10 protein-coding genes are annotated in these 17,721 nt (G+C 69.7%); 3 read left to right on the top strand and 7 right to left on the bottom strand.

Annotation, left to right across the window (positions count from 1 at the left end; translation table 11 throughout):
- The first annotated feature begins 15 nt into the window (after positions 1-15).
- Positions 16-3,120, top strand: coding sequence for a discoidin domain-containing protein (locus tag ABD481_RS33620; RefSeq protein WP_344669862.1), 3,105 nt, complete (start codon positions 16-18; stop codon positions 3,118-3,120).
- 22 nt (positions 3,121-3,142) lie between these two features.
- The gene (locus tag ABD481_RS33615) at positions 3,143-4,894 is read left to right on the top strand and encodes a galactose-binding domain-containing protein (protein WP_344669861.1); all 1,752 of its coding nucleotides are present in this window, start codon (positions 3,143-3,145) and stop codon (positions 4,892-4,894) included.
- 386 nt (positions 4,895-5,280) lie between these two features.
- Here the strand turns inward: ABD481_RS33615 and ABD481_RS33610 are convergent, their stop codons facing one another.
- From ABD481_RS33610 to ABD481_RS33580, 7 genes are all read right to left on the bottom strand, one after another.
- Positions 5,281-6,192, bottom strand: coding sequence for a methylenetetrahydrofolate reductase (locus ABD481_RS33610; protein ID WP_344669888.1), 912 nt, complete (start codon positions 6,190-6,192; stop codon positions 5,281-5,283).
- A 532-nt stretch (positions 6,193-6,724) separates the two neighbouring features.
- Entirely contained in the window at positions 6,725-9,865 is a 3,141-nt protein-coding gene (locus ABD481_RS33605) for an AfsR/SARP family transcriptional regulator (protein WP_344669860.1), read from the bottom strand.
- Positions 9,866-10,034: 169 nt separating this feature from the next.
- Positions 10,035-12,692, bottom strand: a complete 2,658-nt coding sequence (locus tag ABD481_RS33600) for a M4 family metallopeptidase (RefSeq protein WP_425559352.1) — start codon at positions 12,690-12,692, stop codon at positions 10,035-10,037.
- Positions 12,693-13,214: 522 nt separating this feature from the next.
- Positions 13,215-13,589 carry an ASCH domain-containing protein gene (locus ABD481_RS33595; protein WP_344669886.1) on the bottom strand — a complete coding sequence of 125 codons (375 nt, stop codon included), beginning with the start codon at positions 13,587-13,589 and terminating at the stop codon, positions 13,215-13,217.
- Between the two features lie 1,094 nt (positions 13,590-14,683).
- Positions 14,684-15,253, bottom strand: coding sequence for an AAA family ATPase (locus ABD481_RS33590; protein ID WP_344669859.1), 570 nt, complete (start codon positions 15,251-15,253; stop codon positions 14,684-14,686).
- Complete coding sequence (locus ABD481_RS33585) at positions 15,250-16,185, bottom strand: hypothetical protein (protein WP_344669858.1); 936 nt, start codon at positions 16,183-16,185, stop codon at positions 15,250-15,252. The genes ABD481_RS33590 and ABD481_RS33585 overlap by 4 nt, the downstream gene beginning before the upstream one ends.
- A gap of 144 nt (positions 16,186-16,329) precedes the next feature.
- On the bottom strand, positions 16,330-17,223 hold the full coding sequence (locus ABD481_RS33580; RefSeq protein WP_344669857.1) for an MBL fold metallo-hydrolase: 894 nt from the start codon (positions 17,221-17,223) through the stop codon (positions 16,330-16,332).
- Between the two features lie 117 nt (positions 17,224-17,340).
- On the opposite strand from ABD481_RS33580, the gene ABD481_RS33575 reads away from it, so the two are divergent.
- Complete coding sequence (locus ABD481_RS33575) at positions 17,341-17,715, top strand: winged helix-turn-helix transcriptional regulator (RefSeq protein ID WP_344669856.1); 375 nt, start codon at positions 17,341-17,343, stop codon at positions 17,713-17,715.
- The last annotated feature ends 6 nt before the right edge of the window (positions 17,716-17,721 follow it).

The following is a 17,721-nucleotide window of genomic DNA, read 5'->3' as shown; positions in this document are numbered from 1 at the left end:
GCCTAGGAGAGTCCGATGTCCGATACCAGGCTGCCGCTCCGGCGGCGGCCCCATCTCACCCTGCTGATGGTCCTCACACTGGTCGCCGGGGTTCTGAGCCTCAACCTCGGGGCTGGGACCCGGGCCCGCGCGGCGGCGTGCGGGACGACCAACCTCGCGCTGAACAAGACCGCCACCGCCTCGTCGGTGGAGAGCGCGGCCTGGCCGGCGTCGTCCGCCGTGGACGGCAACACCACCACGACCCGCTGGTCCTCGCAGTTCTCCGATCCGCAGTGGATCCAGATCGACCTGGGCAGCACCCAGTCGATCTGCCAGGTCGTGCTGACCTGGGAGACCGCCTCCGCCAAGGCCTACCAGATCCAGACCTCGGCCGACGGCGCCACCTGGACCGGCGTCTACTCCACCACCACCGGTCCCGGCGGAACGGAGACGCTCGCCGTCTCCGGCTCGGGCCGGTACATCCGCATGTACGGCACCGCCCGCAACACCGGATACGGCTACTCGCTGTTCGAGTTCGCCGTCTACGGCACGGGCACCGGCGGCGGAGGCGGCGGAAGCTGCGCCGACCCGAACATCGGCGCCTTCCAGCAAGTGAAAGCCTCTTCGTACAACGGCGCCAACGCTCCGGCCGCCGCGCTGGATCAGCGTTCGACGACGCGGTGGGAGAGCCAGTACAGCGACCCGCAGTGGCTCCAGGTCGACCTCGGCGGGGCTGGCACGATCTCCTGCGTCGTGCTGAACTGGGAGAACGCCTATGCCACCGCCTACCAGATCCAGACCTCCAACGACCAGGCCACCTGGACCACCATCTACAGCACCACCGCCGGCAAGGGCGGCGTCGAGACGCTGAACGTCTCCGGCTCCGGCCGCTACGTCCGCTTCAACGGCACCGCGCGCGCCACCGGGTACGGATACTCGCTGTGGGAGTTCGAGGTCCACGGCTCGGTGAACACCGCCGCGAACAACCCGCCGCTGCTGTCCGGTCCCACCCGGGCACCGGCGACCACGGGCCAGTTCGCGCTGACCGCGCCGGGCAACAACGCCTTCGTGACGTCCACGCGGCGGCCCACGTTCTCGTGGGCGGCGGTCGGCGGGACCAGCCGCTACCAGCTGTGGCTGAACGTCACCCGCAACGACTACGACTACACCCAGTCGGGCAGCATGCTCGACGTCTACACGAAGGTCGCCGAGACGATCGGCACGAGCTACACGCCGACCTGGGACATCGGCGACCGCTGGACCTACAAGTGGTACGTCACGGCGGTGCCCGCGTCCGGAGCCTCCACGACGTCCGCGATCAACACGTTCAGCCTGTACCTGCCGAACGTCCAGGCCGCGGCCGACGGCGTGTCGATCATCAACGGCGCGCGGGACCTGAACAAGGACGGCGCCATCGAGCCGTACGAGGACTGGCACAACACGGTCACCGTCCGGGTCAACGACCTGCTCTCGCGGATGACTTCGCAGGAGAAGGCCTACCAGATGTTCTACAACGCCCAGGTCTACCCGCTGTCCGGGTGGCTGTTCGGGCCGGCCTCGCCGTCGGACCTGAGCACCATGCAGATCGCGGCGTCCAAGACCCGGCTGGGCATCCCGTTCATCGCGGCGGGCGACACGATCACCGGGTATCAGACCACGTACCCGAACCAGAGCGCGCTCGCGGCGGGCCGCGACTACGCCCTGGACAACAAGCTCGGCGACATGCAGCGGCGCGAGGAACTCGGCGTCGGGGCGCGCGGCACGCTCGGCCCGCTGGCCGAGGTCGGGACCAAGGTGATCTACCCCCGGATCCAGGAGGGCAACGGGGAGAACGCCGACGTCGCGGCCGCCCAGGTGCGCGCGCTGGTCACCGGGCTGCAGGGCGGTCCGGAGCTCAACCCGTCCTCGGTGCTGGTCACGGTGAAGCACTGGCCGGGCGAGGGCGCCGGCGGCGAGGCCGGGATCGTGTACGACGGGACGACGATCAAGTACCACATGATCCCGTGGTACGCGGCGCTGGACGCCGGGACCGGGCAGATCATGACCGGCTACGCGGGCGCCACCTTCCTGGACCCGACCGGGACCGGGGCGGGCAACAGCGCGCCGATCATCAACTACCTGCGCCAGAACCTCGGCTACGGGAACGTCGTCACCACCGACTGGCTGCCGTCGGGCGCGTGGGTCAGCGCGGCGAACGCCGGGGCCGACGTGATGGGCGGCGCCGACCCGGGCGCGGCCGGCTTCTCGATGGACAGCTTCATCGCGAGCGTGCCGGCCAGCCGGATCGACGACGCGGTCCGCAAGATCCTGACCGTGAAGTTCAAGATGGGGCTGTTCGACACGCCCTACGGCGACTCGGTCAACGGCCCCTACCGGTTCCATCAGCCCTCGTACACGGCGCTGGCGAACCAGGCGTCGCGGGAGTCGATGACGCTGCTGAAGAACGACGGCGTGCTGCCGGTGAAGCTCAACGCCGGCGACAACATCGTCGTCACCGGTCCGCGGGCCACCGACGGCAACTCCTGCTGCGTCTGGACCAGCTACTTCCATCCCGAGTACGGCTCGCTGGACTTCCTGGACGCCATCAAGGCCAGGGCGGCCAAATCGGGGGTGAACGTGTACCAGGACACCGGGCCCAGTCCCAAGCTGGCGGTGGTCGCCGTGGGCGAACCCTCTTACACGCACGCCACCGCCTGGCCGAACACCCAGCCCTATCTGCCGCCCGACGAGGTCTCGCTGATCCAGAACTTCCACAACCAGGGCATCCCGGTGGTGGTCCTGCTGGTGCTGCCCAGGCCCTACGTGATCAGCGACTGGAGCGGTATCGCCGACGCGATCGTGGTCACCTACCGCGGCGGCGAGGAGATGGGCCCGGCGGCGGCCAGCCTGCTGTTCGGGGACTACACACCGAGCGGGAAGCTGCCCTGGCAGCTGCCGCGCTCCCTGGACCAGGTCCTGACGGCCGGCGGCGGGGACACCCAGGCCGCCGCGGCCGAGCACTGGGACCTGCCGTACGACCTGGGTGCGACGGCCGCCGAGGTCGCCGACATCCGGGCGCACATCGCGGCCGGGCAGACCGTGCCGACGAACTACGGGAATCCGCTCTATCCCTACGGCGCCGGCCTCCAGGGCTGGCAATAGGAAGGGACGGCTTATGACCGTCATGACAAGACGAAGAGTCAGATTCACGCGCGTCCGGGTTGTGGCGATGCTGGTGGCCCTGCTGGCCAGTCTGCTCGCCGCCGGCCCGCTGCGCGCACCGCGGGCCAACGCGGCCACCAGCGTTCTGCTCTCCCAGGGCAAGACCGCCACGGCGTCCTCCGTGGAGAACGCCACCTTCCCGGCGAGCAACGCCGTGGACGGCAACACCGGGACCCGGTGGTCCTCGGCGTTCGCCGACCCGCAGTGGCTCCAGGTCGACCTGGGCGCCTCGGCGACCATCACGCAGGTGGTGCTGAATTGGGAGGCCGCCTCGGCCAAGGCGTTCCAGATCCAGACCTCGGCCGACGGCGCGACCTGGACGTCCGTCTACTCCACGACGACCGGTCCCGGCGGCACGCAGACCCTGAACGTCTCGGGCACGGGCCGCTACGTCCGGATGTACGGGACGGCCAGGAACACCGCCTACGGCTACTCCCTGTTCGAGTTCCAGGTCTACGGCACCTCGGGTGGTAGCACCGGCACCTGCGCCAACAACGCCGCCCTGAACAAGCCCGCCACCGCGTCCTCGGCCGAGAACGCCACGCTCGGCGCCTCCAACGCGGTCGACGGCAACACCGCCACCCGCTGGTCCTCGCTGTTCGCCGACCCGCAGTGGCTCCAGGTCGACCTGGGCACCTCGCAGGCGATCTGCGGCGTCCAGCTGAACTGGGAGGCCGCCTACGCCAAGGCCTACCAGATCCAGACCTCGAACGACGGCACCACCTGGACCACGGTCTACTCCACGACCACCGGCGCCGGGGGAGTCGAGAACCTGACCCTGACCGGCACCGGCCGCTACGTCCGCGTGTACGGCACCCAGCGCGCGACCGCCTACGGCTACTCCCTGTGGGAGTTCGCGGTCCTGACCGCCGGCTCCACGCCCCCGCCGCCGCCGGACGTCTTCTGGGGCGACACCAGCTCGATCCCGGCCGCCCAGAACGTCATGATGCTGAAGATCCTGAACCGCACCAACGGCAAGTACCCGGACAGCCAGGTGTACTGGAGCTTCAACGGCCAGACCCACTCCATCGCCGACCAGCCCTACTTCGACATGCCGGTCAACAGCTCCGGCCGCATGTACTTCTACCTGGGCTCCCCGACCAGCGCCTACTACGACTTCATCGAGTTCACCATCGGCGCCAACCAGTTCAACGGCAACACCACCCGCGTCGACGCCTTCGGCCTGAAGATCGCCATGCGGCTGCACACCCACGACGGCTACGACGTCCAGGTCGGCGAGAACCAGTCGGTCTTCGCCGAGGACCGCGCGACCACCTTCCAGCGCTTCATCAACGCGGTCCCGCAGCAATTCAAGGTCCTGGCCCAGACCCAGGCCCCCTACCGCATCATCGCCCCCGGCAGCGACCCGAGCTTCCAGCCCGGCGGCGTCAACGCCAACTACTTCACCAGCTACGCCAACTCCGTCGGCGTCAACGAGACCACGCAGTACATCTTCGGCTGCGCGGGCTCCATGGGCGGCAACCCCACCATGTGCGCGGCCCTGAACCGCCACGTGGCGGGCCTGACCAGCAGCCAGCAGGCCGACCCCAGCCAGTACTACCTGGCAGCGCCGGCCAACTACTACGCCAAGTTCTGGCACGACAACGCCATCAACGGCCTGGCGTACGGCTTCCCGTACGACGACGTGGACGGTCAGTCCTCGTACATCTCGCACGCGAACCCGCAGTATCTGCTGATCGCGGTGGGGTGGTGAGACTCCGGTCCACGCGTGAAAGCAGGTAGCACCTGAATGCGAAAGGCCCTCGGCGACATCCGCCGGGGGCCTTTCAGCGCCCTCGATCCCAGCCCTCTGACCTGGGCGGATATCCGTTGATGAGCGAGCGATGTTCGCGCGGTTATCGGGGCCTGCCACTCTTCGAGTGAAGGAGCACCACCAAGCTGGTTCGTTCGCGCAGCCCCCCGCGTGAGCGAATCATCCCGCGTGGGCGGGCCACCCGAGCCGCGTCCGCCCACGCGGACCTCCTCCACAGACCTGATCGCGGATCCACCACGCGGCCTCATCACCCGCGTGGGTGCGCTGCGGGGCGGGCCACTGAGCCGGCCCGCCCCGCTCGGGTGTGTGTTCTGGAGCCTCCGGCCCTACGCAGAGGCCCGACCCCGGCCGAGCAGCGCGCTCACCTCGGCGGCCAGAGCGACCGAGGCCTCGATCTCGACCTTGCGGATGGACACGCTCTCCACCAGGAAGCCGAACGGCATACCGAGCTTGCGGCAGAAGGCGATCAAGTCCTGGGCATTCGCCAAGCAGTGCTGATACGACTCGGCCAACGTGTCCTCCGCGTGGCGCAGGGAGTTCTCCAGCCAGCGCGGGACGTGCACTCCGAGCCACTTCAGGAACGCCAGCGTCTTCACCGAGCCGCACACCGAGAGCGTGAAGACGACGGGCTTCGGTTCCAGCTGCCGCTCACGGCACGCGTAGTAGTAGTCCGAGACCATGCTCTTTGCGGCGTCGGCGCTGTAGACGACCTGCGAGATGAAGTACGCGCATCCCGCCTCCTGCTTGGCGAGCAACCGCAGATGCTCCTCGGGGCGCTCGGTGATGGCGACGCCGCCGAGCAGCAGGTCCGGACGAACCTCGCGGCGCAGATCCTGCGCTTCGGACAGGCGCGTCCGCACCGTCTTGTCCTTCGAGGAAGCACCGACGAAGACACTGAGCACCTGGCCGGTGTCAGAGGTCCGCAGCCAGGTCCGCAGCTCCGCCTCGGTGTACTTGCCGACACACCGGTAGATGACGGCGGGACGATCCCACCCACCGAGGTAGTCCGCGTGGTAGGCGGCCGGATCAATGGTCGGCAGGTACGGGAAAGGCCGCTCCTCCGGATTACGATCGCTCTCGTCATCGATGTCGTATAGCGCCAGACCATCCACATCGAGAACATCCAGCCGCGCCAAAGTGGCCGCGGTGATCTCCCGGATCCGCTCCGGCGCAGTGCTCAGCCGCGGCGGCGTGATCCCGAACAGCAGAATGCCGCTCTCGGCGCCGTCCACGAGCATCCGGCTGGCTGCACTGCTGCTGTTGTTGTTGCTGTCCACGCGGTCCACCATGACGCGGAAGTTAGCAGCTTGGCTACCGGGCGGTGGACATGTGCCACTTTGTGAGATGGGGAGCGGCTTGCCTAGTGTTTGAACAGCACTTCACGCATTAATGCCCTAATGCCTGGTGTCGCTACGCCGCTCAAGCCTTCTCCGCACACTCCACGACCCGCGCCGCAACTCGCCGCTCCGCCTTGCCGCCAAGTCGCCGCGCCGCCAACCGCCGCTTCGCCTCCCGCCGCTTCGCCGAGCGGCTCAGCCTTCCCAGTGCACTTCACCACCCGCGCTGCGCCACTCGCCGCGCTGCCAAGCCGCCGCTTCGCCGAGCCGCTCAAGTCTTCTCGGCGCACTTCACCGCCCGCGCCGCTCAAGTTCTTCGGCGCACTTCACCACCCGAGCCGCCAACCGCCGAGTCGCCGTCCCGCTCTTGCCGCTGCGCCGCCACCTGCCGCTCCGCCGAGCCGCCGCTCCGCTCCGCCCCGCCACCCGCCACTCAAGCCCTCTCCACACACTCCACCACCCGAGCCGCCAACCGCCGCTCCGCATCCTCCAGCCGGTCCCGCGCATGGTCAGCCATCGAACTCGGCAGCTGGTGCTCCACCGCCAACCGCAGTGCCTCGCTCAACGCGTCCCGTGCGGCCTCCAACTCCTCGAAGTACGCGTGGATCCTTCCCTTGATCGCCAGGCCGTTCGACAGCCCTCCGATGTCGCCGACCTTCCGCCGCAGCTCCAGCGACTGGTCCAGCAGCTCCAGCGCCTCGTCCCGGCGTCCCAGCCCGCGCAGCGTGTCCCCGAGGTTGGCCAGGTTCGTCGCCACAGCGGTGGCGTTCCCGCGCTCCTCCAACAGCGTCTGCGCCGTGCGGAGGAAGGACTCCGCCTCCGCGTACTCCTCGCCCATGAGCAGCGCCGTGCCGAACGCCGCTATGAGATACGCGTCCTCGATGTCCCCGTGCACCCGCTCGTAGAGCTCCCACGCGTCGCGCGCGTAGCCCAGCGCCACGTCGTACCGACCCGCCTGCTGGTGCGCCAGCGACAGGTTCATCAGCGTCGACGCCTTCCCGGCCCCGTCGTCGAGCTTCTCCATCGCGACGAGCGTCGCCTCGAACATGACGACCGCCTCCTCGCTCCGGAAGGCCATCCCGTAGCGGATTCCCATCCGGGTCAGCGACCAGGCCTGGCCCAGCAGGTCGTCGTGCGCCTGCGCCGCGTTGAATCCGGTCTGGAGGCATTCGTCCCATTCGCCGGTCCACCAATAGCTCGCGCCGTACGCGAACATCCACACCGCGAGTCGCCACGCGAAATCCGGCCGCGCCGAGACCGCCGCCTCGCGCACCGCCTGCTTGATGTTCGGCAGCTCCTCGACGCACCACCGCCGCGCCTCCTCCGCGTCCCCGAACTCCGGCAACGGTGCCGGCGCCGGTTCGCCGAGCCGCGGCGCCCGGTTCCGGCCGACGCCCGTCAGCAGCCCCGCCTCCTCCATCGTCAGCAGGTACCACCGCATCAGCCGCAGATTCGCCGCCTCCCGCTCCGCCGCGTCTTCCTCCTCCGCCGCTCGCTCCGCGGCGTATTCGCCCAGCAAGTCATGAAGCTGATACCGCAGCGGCTGCGGCGACTGGACGAGATGGGCATCGGCGAGGAACTCCAGCAGCTCCATCGCCTCGTCCACCGACCGGGACAGCAGCGCCGCCGCCGCGTTCGGGGTGAATTCGTGCCCGGGCCACAACCCCAGTAGCCGAAAGGCCCGCGCGGCCTCGCGCTCCAGCAGCCGTTCGCTGTCCCGCAGCGCCAGATAGCTGGTACTGAACGTGCTCTGCAACGCCAGATGCCCGGCGACCAGCGCGGGCAGGCGTCCCCGCACGCCGTCCAGCTGCCGGGCCAGCGTCGACAGCGACCACGCCGGACGGCTCGCCAGCCGCGCCGCGCTGATCCGCAGCGCCAGCGGCAGGCCGCCGCACGCCCGCAGAATCGCCTCCGCGCCCAGCGGATCCTCGATCACCCGGTCGTCGCCGACCAGCGTGCGGAGCAGTTCGCGCTGTCCGTCGGCGTCCAGCGGACGCAGTCCGACGTGCACCGCCCCCGGCAGGTCGGTCAGGGTGCTGCGACTGGTGACCACGACCGCGCACCGGCCGTCCCCGGGCAGCAGCGGCAGCACCTGCTCCGCGTCCCGGGCGTTGTCGATCATCAGCAGTACTCGGCGATCCGCCAGCATCGACCGGAGCAGCGCCGCGCGGTCGCCGAGATGCTCGGGAATCGGCCGCGCCGATCCCGGACGGCCGGGACCGCACAGCGAGGCCACCAATCCGGCCAGCACTTCGTGCGGCTCGCGCGCCGGGGTCTTGCCGAAGCCGTGCAGGTCCACGTAGAGCTGGCCGTCGGGGAACAGCGGCTGGGCTCCCCGGGCCGCGCGCACGGCCAGCGCGGTCTTGCCCACGCCGCCCATCCCGGTGACGGCCACGACGTTGCGTCCGCCCACGCTCACCGCGGCCTTCAGCACCGCGGCGACCGCGCTCAGTTCGTCGTCGCGGCCGGTGAAGTCGGGGTCGTCCGCGGGGAGCTGCGCGGGGGCGGGGAAGAGGTCTGCCGCCGGGTTCCTGGCGGTGTCGCCGTCGCCGGTACCGGCAGCGGGATCAGAGCCCGCACGGGCGTCGTTGTCGTTCGCGGCAGCGGAGCCGGCACCGGTCGCGGCGACAGCGACGACGGCCGCGCCGGCCGCGCTGGCCGCACTCGCGGCGCTGTCGGTGCCGCCGGTGCCGTCGGTCCCATCGGCGCCGGATCGGGCCGACGCGGGGGATGGGAGACGGTCGTCACCCGGCCCCCCGGCACCGTCACCGAGGTCGGCGACGCTCCCGCCCCCGAGCTCGTCCTGCTCCGGCAGCTCGGACAGAATCCGGGCCTGCACCGTGCGAGTCGGCTCGCCGGGCTCGATCCCCAACTCGTCGACCAGCGTCCGCCGCAGCCGCTGATAGACCTCCAGCGCGTCCGCACGCCGCCCGGCCATCGCCAGGCAGCGCATCAAATACGCGTGGAACGCCTCGTTCAACGGGAACTCGCCGACCAGGGCGACCAGCCGCGACGTCAGAGCCTGATACCGCCCGAGCCGGAACTCGGCCTCGACGCTGCCTTCCAGGGCCTGCATCCGCAGCCCGTCGCAGCGCGCCAGGAACGGCGCGTACCAATCGCATTCGGCCAGGTTGGGCAGTCCGTCCAGCGGCGTGCCCCGCCACAGCTCCAACGCCGCCGCGGTCTGCTCGGCGACCCGCGCCCAGTCGCCGCGGTCGCGCGCCGCGTGCGCGGCCAGCAGCCGCTGCTCCAGGACCAGGAAGTCGACCTCGGTGTCCGGGGCCTCCAGGAGGTAGCCGCCCGCGACGGTCCGCAGCCGCGCCGAGCCCTGGGCCTGCAACGTCCGTCGCAGGCTGCTGATCTGGTTGTTGAGGGCCGCGCGGGCCGAGGGCGGGGGCGTGGGCCCCCACAGGTCGCCGATCAGCCGCTCGCGGCTGATCTGGCGGTTCACGGCCGCCAGCAGGCAGCCGAGTAGCGCTTGCTGCATCGGTGGTCCCACCGGTATCCGCGTCCCCGCCGGGTCGCGCACCGTCATGGGTCCCAGCAGCCCGAAGCCGGGAGGATGATCGCGCACGCGGCCACACTATCCGGCCGCACCCCGCGGGACCGGGGATCGACCGGGGACCCCTCCCCGGCCGGAGCCGGGCGCTTTGCCCGCAACCCGGGCAAAGCAGCGGCCGCCCGGCGATCCGGGAGGGGATCGCCGGGCGGCCGCCCGATCACAGGTCGGTGCTACCGGTCGGTCAGTTCACATTCAGCCCGGTGTCGTCGATCACGAAGGACGTCTGCAAGGAGGCGTCCTCGGTGCCGGTGAACTTCACGCTGATGGTCTGGCCGATGTAGCTGTTCAGGGAGAACGAGTGCGACACGTAGCCGCTGGCGGCGTTCAGGTTGCTGTACGTCGCCAGGGTCGCGACCACGGTCCCGGCGGAGTTCAGGACCTGGACGCTCAGCTTGTCGTAGGCCACCGTGGTGGTGGTCTCCGAGGTGTCGATGTGGTCGAAGAAGGTGAAGGTCGCCGCCTTGCAGGTCGACGGGATCGTCACCTTCTGGGCCAGGGTGTCGGTGTGGGTGGTGCCGTAGCCGTCCAGCCACGCCTTCCAGGTGCCGCTGTGCGCGGGCTCGGAGGAACTGCTGTCGATGACGCCGGCGGTGGAGGTCCACGGCGCGGCGCTACCGGTCTCGAAGCCCGGGTTGCCCAGCAGGTTGGCGGCCGTGCAGCCGCCGCTGACCGGGTTCACGGTCCAGCTGAAGGTGGTGGAGCCGGTGGCGGTTCCGGAGGAGGCCGTCACCGTGACGCTGAACGTGCCGGCGGTGGTCGGGGTGCCGGTGATGGCGCCGGAGCTGCTGATCGACAGACCGGCGGGCAGGCCGGTCGCCGAGTAGGTCAGCGCCTTGCCGGCCGAGTCGGACCCGGTGATCTGCAGGGTGCTGATCGCCGTGCCGACGGTCGAGGTCTGGTTCCCGGGGCTGTTGACGGTCACCGTCTCGCTCCCGGTCCCGTTGACCGTGAGGGTGAACGTGGCGGTGTGCGTCGCCGAGGAACCAGTGCCGGTGATGGTCACCGTGTAGGTGCCGGCCGGCGTGGTGCTGGCGGTGGCCAGGGTCAGCGTCGAGGTCGAGCCGGAGGTGACCGACGACGGGCTGAACGAGGCGGTGGCGCCGGCGGGCAGGCCGGACGCCGACAGGTTCACCGTCTGGGCCGAGCCGCTGGTCAAGGTGGTGGACACGGTCGCGGTCAGCGAGCTGCCGGGGTTGACCGAGCCGGAGGTCGGGGAGACCGCGATGGAGAAGTTGTTGGTGGTGGCCGAGCAGGTCGGGTCACCGGACTGGGCCGGCACGCTCACCGCGTCCCAGGCGGCCTTGACCGTGTTGAACTCGGCGCAGGTGGCGTCGAGGTTCTTCGCCGCGGTCAGGGTCCACGTCCGGTACTTCAGGTACGACGACGACGAGGTCTTCATCTGCATCGCGTTGTACATGATCTTCTCGGCGTTCTGCACGCCGATGCCGGTGACCGTGGAGCTGTTGCAGGTCGGGCTGGTCGGCTGGCCGTTGGTCGGGCTGGTGCCCTCCGCGACCAGGTAGAACCAGTGGTTGCCGGGTCCGGCCGAGGAGTGCACCTCACCGCCGGGGATGCTGCTGGAGTAGCAGTTCGGGTCGCCCAGGGCCGAGGGGTTGTACATGTTGCGGATGGGGCCCGAGCCGACCAGGTTGATCTGCTCGCCGACGGTGAAGTCCGGGACGTCGTAGGGCGCCGGCTCGTTGGTGAACCACTCAGTCGCCGCGCCGAAGGTGTCGGCGACGAACTCCTGGGTGCCGTTGCCGGAGATCCCGCCCGGGGTGTGGTCGTCCACGCCGTGGCCCATCTCGTGGGCTATGACGTCGATGGCGGCGATCCACTGGCCCTGCGAGTTGTAGCCGATCTGGACCTGGGAGCCGTCGTAGTAGGCGTTCTCCTCCTGGTCGCCGACGCGGATCGGCCAGGCGCCGCCGTTACCGTCCATGCCGTTGCGGCCGTCCCACTGCGCGAGCATCTTGAACTCGCTCTGCGCGCCGAACAGGGCGTCCACGCAGCCGGTCTCCCGGCTGGTCTTGTCGCTGCTGCCCCAGGTGTCGGTGGACTTGGTGAACGTGGTGTTGTTCGCCGCGTCCTGACAGGGCATGTTGGTGATGTTCGGCGTGGTCATCGAGAAGGAGCTGCCCGAACCCGAGGTGTCGATGTGCACCGGGTTGGGGCCGTTCCACGCCGAGGTGCCGCTGCCGTGCATCACGTGTTCCTGCGTGTGCAGCACGGCGCCGCTCTTGGCGTCGACGTCCACGCTCAGCCGGCTGGGGCCGTCACTGCCCGTGCCGTCGACCGTGGTCTCCCAGGCCAGGGCGGCCGGGCCGGAGCCCAGCGCGTACACGACCAGCTGCGTGCCCTCGACCTTGGACACCGACTTCAGCTGCCCCGAGGCCACCGAGACGGCCTTGTCGCTGCTGAGGGTGGGGGTGGTGGAGATGTTCCCGATGGCGTGGTCCTGCGCCACCGAGTTGTACACGACCTGGCCGGCGCTGTTGGTGACGACGACGAAGTCGCCGCCGACCACCGGCAGGCCCGAATACGTGCGCAGGTACGGCACGTACTGGATGCCGTTCGAGGAGCTGACCTGCTGCCGCTGGAACTGGTCGTTCGCAGTGGCGTACAGGAACGCCGGCCGCCCGGCGACCAGCGCGTCCGCGCTCTGGGCGGCGAGCGTCTGGGCGTTCGGGGTCACCGTCAGCTGCGGGGAGGCCGCTGCCGTCGCGGTGGTCGCGGACAGCGCGGTGATGCTGGCGGCGACGGCGGTACCGGCGGCGAGCCCGACGGCGAGCAGCCGCGGCGTCCTCCGGCGCGGGGTGTGGGGATGTTGCGGTCTCACGAGTTTCCTTTCGCGGGAGTGGTGCGGAAGGGTGCGAGAGCGCGTGCGCCGATGCTTGGTGGCATGGCCCAGCGCAGAACGTCGGGGTTCTGCTTAGAACCGGCTGAGAATGGTCTAAGAACCCTGACGTTCGCTTGGGGAAGGTAATAGGGGACATGCCGGACGTCAACGGTGAACAAAGGGCGAAATCTTTTTAGCCCAGTGACCAGCGACGCAGACCAACCGCTACACGCTGTAGCAGGCCGCTGATATCAGCCTTTCGATGAGAAGGCCCCGACTACCCCCTGTCGCGAAACCGCCCGCAGCCCCCCGAACTCCGCACGCAGGGAGTGGCCGAGACGGTTCCGATGGTGCTAGCCCGCGCCACTGGCATGTTCGCGAATGGCGCTGCCGGGCGTCTGATAGGCGTCAGGGGGTGCTTGAAATCGACCTTGGTGGTGGCGGGGGTTCGGGGTCGGTGGCCGGTCCGGCCGGCTCGGCTCCGGTTTGCGGCGCCGTCGCCGGCGCCATCGCCGTCGCCGGTCAGTCGGTGGTCGGGCGCTCGAGTTCGATCTCGATGGCCAGAACACCCAGCGCTTCTTTCTCCGGCCCGTAGATACGTCGGATGTTGGCGAGCTGTTGTTCACGAGGGCTGTCGGGGTTGACGTTCGCTGGCCCCTCGGCGTCAAGCATCTCCTCGAAGCTCGTGTAGCGGGAAACCCGCTTGACGGTGGTGAGCGCTTCGTCGCGACCGCAGACGAACCGGATGCGGTCGCCCGCGGCGAGTTTCCGCAGGTTCGGATACTGAACACGGACTTCGATGGTCTTTCGGCCGGAGGCGACCAGCTCGAAGTAGCGGCGGAACAGGTTCATCTCGCGGGCGCGCGGGGCGGCGTTGGCGGCGGGTCGGGCGGACATGATCCGGTCGATCTCCTGGGTGGTGTAGGAGCGGTAGAAGTGTTTCGGGTCGGCGAGCATTCGTCCGACGAGATCGACCATGGTGTCGACGTAGGAGTCGGTGTCGCCGGACCAGTCGGTGACGTCCAGCATCCAGGCCGCCGAGCCCGGAGGGGCCGGCAGCCGGCCTTCGCGGATGAGCGATTTGGACAGTTTGGCGCCGGTGTCGGTGAGCACCATCGGGGTGAACACCCGCGGCGGCGGGGCCAGCCCGGGGAGTTGGGCGAACGCCTCGTCGACGAGCTGGCAGCCGAACGCCCAGTCGCCGCCCTTGACCATCACCGACAGCGTGACCGGGTCCCGCATCGCCAAGCGCTCCTTGACCAGGTTCCGATACAGCGTCGCGAGGTCCAGATAGCTGGCGTTGTCGGCCGTGACGGCGATCTCGTACTTGCCGTGGTCGGAGCACACGCACGAGAAGTCGGCGCCGCCGGAGCCGGTCCGCAGCAGCCGGGTGCGCTCGGCTCGCTTCTCCGACCAGCCGCATTCCGGGCACGGCAGGCGCAGGTGCACCTGGCCGTGCGAGGGGGCCAGCGGCCAGCGGATCTGCTCCAGCCGCCCGAGGGTGGCCAGAAACTCGTGGCGGAAGGCGGGGTCGGTCTGCTGGGCGCTGTAGGTCTCGATCTCGTAGTCGACGCCGGTGGCATCGGCCAGCGAGTCGAACATCGCGCGGTAGTACTTGCTGATCAGCGCTTCCACGCCGTCCGCGCCGAGGGCGTGGAAGTAGGTCTGCTGGTAGGCGTGGTGGGTCTCGGGGTCCAGCGCGACGTCGTACGGGGCGTTGTCCAGGGCGCCGAAGCGCACTACGGCGTCGACGTTGAAGGTGCGCTTGGTGGCCTTGGCTAGCAGGAACGCCGCAGTCTGCACCAGGGAGGTGCCCAGATGCGGAGCCCCGTTGATCTGCGTGCCGACACAGAACGCCACCCGGTCCGGGCCCATGGCCTGGAGCCGCGGCCGGACCATGTCGACGGCGCGCAGCATCGCGTTGGCCAGGATGTTGTTGGGGCTGATGATCTCCACTCCGGTCGTGCCGTTCATGAGGGCTCTGCCTCTCGTCAGACGGGCACGGGGATCTGGGCCAGGATGTAGTCGACCCGGCGGCCGGGATCGTCGGCGGGGACGAAGACCGGGCGATAGCCGGCGTCGTAGTAGCCCTGGACGATGAGCTCGTGGACGCGGCGGATCTCCCGCTCCTTGGCCCACACCAGGTCGTCGGCGGACTCGAAGTCGTCCAGCGGATCCAGCACGAACACGGCGTCGTAGCGGTAAGTGCGGGCGGCGTGCTCCAGTTCCGGGTAGGGACCCAGGCCGAAGAACGCGTCCCAGCCGTAGCCGTCGGGAATGCCGCGGTTGTAGAACCACAGGCCGGCGGTGTGGTCGCAGAACTCGGCGACGAAGGCCTCCAGCACGTCCCGCGAGTACGCCTGCCGGTCGCCGACCGCCAGGTGGCGACCGAGGCGGTCGCGGTGCCTGCGGTAGATCTCACGGGCCGGCTCCCCGGCCGTCGCCGGGATGCCGCGGGCGTGCAACCGCTCCAGGACGGCCTCCTTGCCGGCCGACGGGCCGCCGGTGATGACATACCGGCGCGGCGGCGTTGCCGGGTTCAGTAGTTGCTCATGGCTCATCGCGGTCGGTCCTCCTCAGGCGTCAGCAGGCCGCGCGCATCGCGGCCGGCCAGGGATGTGTTCCAGTCGCGGATCAGTTCGGTGCCGCCATCGGCTTCGGCCACGGCCGCCAGGAAGCCGTCCAGTCCGGCTGCCGGATCGAAACAGCTGGTCAGTGTTCTGCATTGGGCAGGGCTCAGCGCCGGGGTCCAACCGGCGAAGCCGGCGATCTGCTCAGCGCCCAGCCCGGTGTCGGCATGGAGCAGGACCAGCCCATAGGCACGTCGGTAGTCCTCGGCGGCGGCCAGTACCGCGGCATGCCGCCAGAGCGTGTATCGCAACGCCGCATCCGTCTCTTCGACGCGCGCGCCCATGCTCACCGTTCGGGCGAGAGCGAGCAGTTCGGCGCGTAGCAGGTACACCGTGCCCCACAGCCGGGCCACGGCCTGCTGATGCTCGGCGGCTTCCCAAGCGAACACATCCTCGGGCAGCGCTAGCGGGGCCGCCGATGGCCGCAGCGCGGGGGCCTCGGCATGCCGCGCGGTGAACTCCTCGGCGTCCCGGCCGAGCTGCCAGGACAGTAGATTGATCACCTTCGGCTCGATGCGTTTACGGAAGTGGTGCACTTCGTAGTCGGCCGCCGTCGCGGCGGCAGCTCTCCGCGCGGTCAAGGTCGCCCCCGATGTCGCTGGCGCGGCGCCGAACAGCAGCCGCGCAGCGTCGGCAAGCTCCCGATTCGCCAGCCGGTCCAGTTGCTCGCGAATCAGTGCGTCGAGCGCCCGGACGCGACTGGCCTGATCGGAGGCGTCCAGCGCGCGTGCCCGTACCCCGGCCAGATCCAGCAGGTTCGGCCCGCATGTGTCGTCCCGGACCGGCAGTCCGGCACGCAGCAGTACACGAACCTCCCCAGCAAGTGCCTCGGTGACAGCCGCCGAAGACGGTGCAGTCGTCATGCCGCTCAGTGTGACAGAGGTGCCCACAAAAAGCCCACACTGTTGCCCACAAGATGCCCAGTGCATGACCCAAGCTGTTCCAAGGTGACCGCGCTGCTGGTGACACCGACCGTGTCATGCCTCAGACACAGATCGCTTGGCCCATCACCGACCCCACCCACTCGCCCACGAACGCCGCGCAATCGGCGGAAGAACCCGCCCGAACACCTGTCCCGCGAAGTGGCCGCCGGCCAGGACCGTGTCGCCGGTTTCGAGTTCGGCCAGCAGCTGTTCCCGCGTGCGGACGCCCTGGTCCGGGTCGTCGTCGAACAGGAAGCTCCAGTGGCTCTCGGCGACCTGGACCTGGCAGTGCATGACGTCGCCCAGGATGATCAGCCGTCTGTCATCCGCGCCGGTCGGGTCGGTGACGACCAGGCTGCTGTGCCCGGGCGTGTGGCCCGGTGTGGACAGGACCTTGACTCCGGGGGCGATCTCCTCGGCGTCGGCGACGAACTCGACGCGCTCGGCCAGCGGTGACTGGACGGCGGCCGGATCGGGGCCGATGATCTCCGCGGTCCCCGACCAGTGCCGCCATTCGGCCTCGGCGACCAGGTGGCGCGCGCTCGCGAAGGTCAGTCCGGTCGGGGTCCGGCCCTCGGGGGCGTTGGGGGCCGGGGCGACGTCGCTGGTCCAGCCGACGTGATCGTGGTGCAGGTGCGTGAAGAAGACGGTGTCGACGTCGCCGGGCGTGAGCCCCTCGGCCGCCAGGCTCGTCAGGAGGTTGCCGCCGCGGAACGAGGCCAGGTCGGGCACGGCGAAGTCGACCGCGCCCAGGCCGAGGTCGACCAGGATCACCCGGCCGCCGCCACGGATCAGGAACGACCCGATGCTGACCGGGAAACGCCCGTCGGCGTCCAGGAACTCGGCATGGGTCGCCCAGCCGTCGGGGCTGCTCGCGGGGAACACCGCCGTCGGGTCGAGCAGGCCGTGGCCGTCGGGCAGGTAGGTGACGGTCGTGGCGCCGATGGTGACCTGGGCGCGAGACGCGGGGTTGACCATGGTTCTCTCCAATAGCTGGTGCACGGCGACCGATCCGTCCGGCCGCCCATGCACTAACTATTGGAGAGTCACTCCCCAACAGGAAGAGGGCACTTATTAGTGCGTTACTCTCTCCCCATGGTGACTCTCGTGGAATCCTCCGGGCTCCCCGCCGACGTCTACAGCGCGAAGTGCCCGACCAGGGTGGTCCTGGACCACATCGCCGGAAAATGGACCATCCTGATCGTGGACGCCCTCCAGGCAGGCACCCTGCGCTACACCGAGCTGAGCCGCCGCATCGAGGGCGTGTCCCAGAAGATGCTCACCCAGACCCTGCGCCAGCTCGAAGCCGACGGCTTCCTGACCCGGACTGTGCATCCGACCATCCCGCCCCGCGTCGAATACACCCTCACCGCGCTCGGGCGCAGCCTGGCCGAGCCGATCGCCGCGCTCCGGGAGTGGACGGAGGCCCACATCAACGAGATCGAGCGGGCGCGCGCCACGGTGGCGTGAGACTGG

The organism is Catenulispora yoronensis, from assembly GCF_039531695.1.
Lineage (GTDB): Bacteria > Actinomycetota > Actinomycetes > Streptomycetales > Catenulisporaceae > Catenulispora > Catenulispora yoronensis.
The sequence above is the reverse complement of the archived record's forward strand: the minus strand, read 5'-3'. Positions and strand labels throughout refer to the sequence as shown.

Bases quoted from the DNA above. Each gene is read 5' to 3' on its own strand.
- ABD481_RS33620 (WP_344669862.1), top strand. From the start codon at position 16: ATGTCCGATACCAGGCTGCCGCTCCGGCGGCGGCCCCATCTCACCCTG.
- ABD481_RS33615 (WP_344669861.1), top strand. From the start codon at position 3,143: ATGACAAGACGAAGAGTCAGATTCACGCGCGTCCGGGTTGTGGCGATG.
- ABD481_RS33610 (WP_344669888.1), bottom strand. From the start codon at position 6,192: ATGCTCGTGGACGGCGCCGAGAGCGGCATTCTGCTGTTCGGGATCACG.
- ABD481_RS33595 (WP_344669886.1), bottom strand. From the start codon at position 13,589: ATGTCCGCCCGACCCGCCGCCAACGCCGCCCCGCGCGCCCGCGAGATG.
- ABD481_RS33590 (WP_344669859.1), bottom strand. From the start codon at position 15,253: ATGAGCCATGAGCAACTACTGAACCCGGCAACGCCGCCGCGCCGGTAT.
- ABD481_RS33585 (WP_344669858.1), bottom strand. From the start codon at position 16,185: ATGACGACTGCACCGTCTTCGGCGGCTGTCACCGAGGCACTTGCTGGG.
- ABD481_RS33580 (WP_344669857.1), bottom strand. From the start codon at position 17,223: ATGGTCAACCCCGCGTCTCGCGCCCAGGTCACCATCGGCGCCACGACC.
- ABD481_RS33575 (WP_344669856.1), top strand. From the start codon at position 17,341: ATGGTGACTCTCGTGGAATCCTCCGGGCTCCCCGCCGACGTCTACAGC.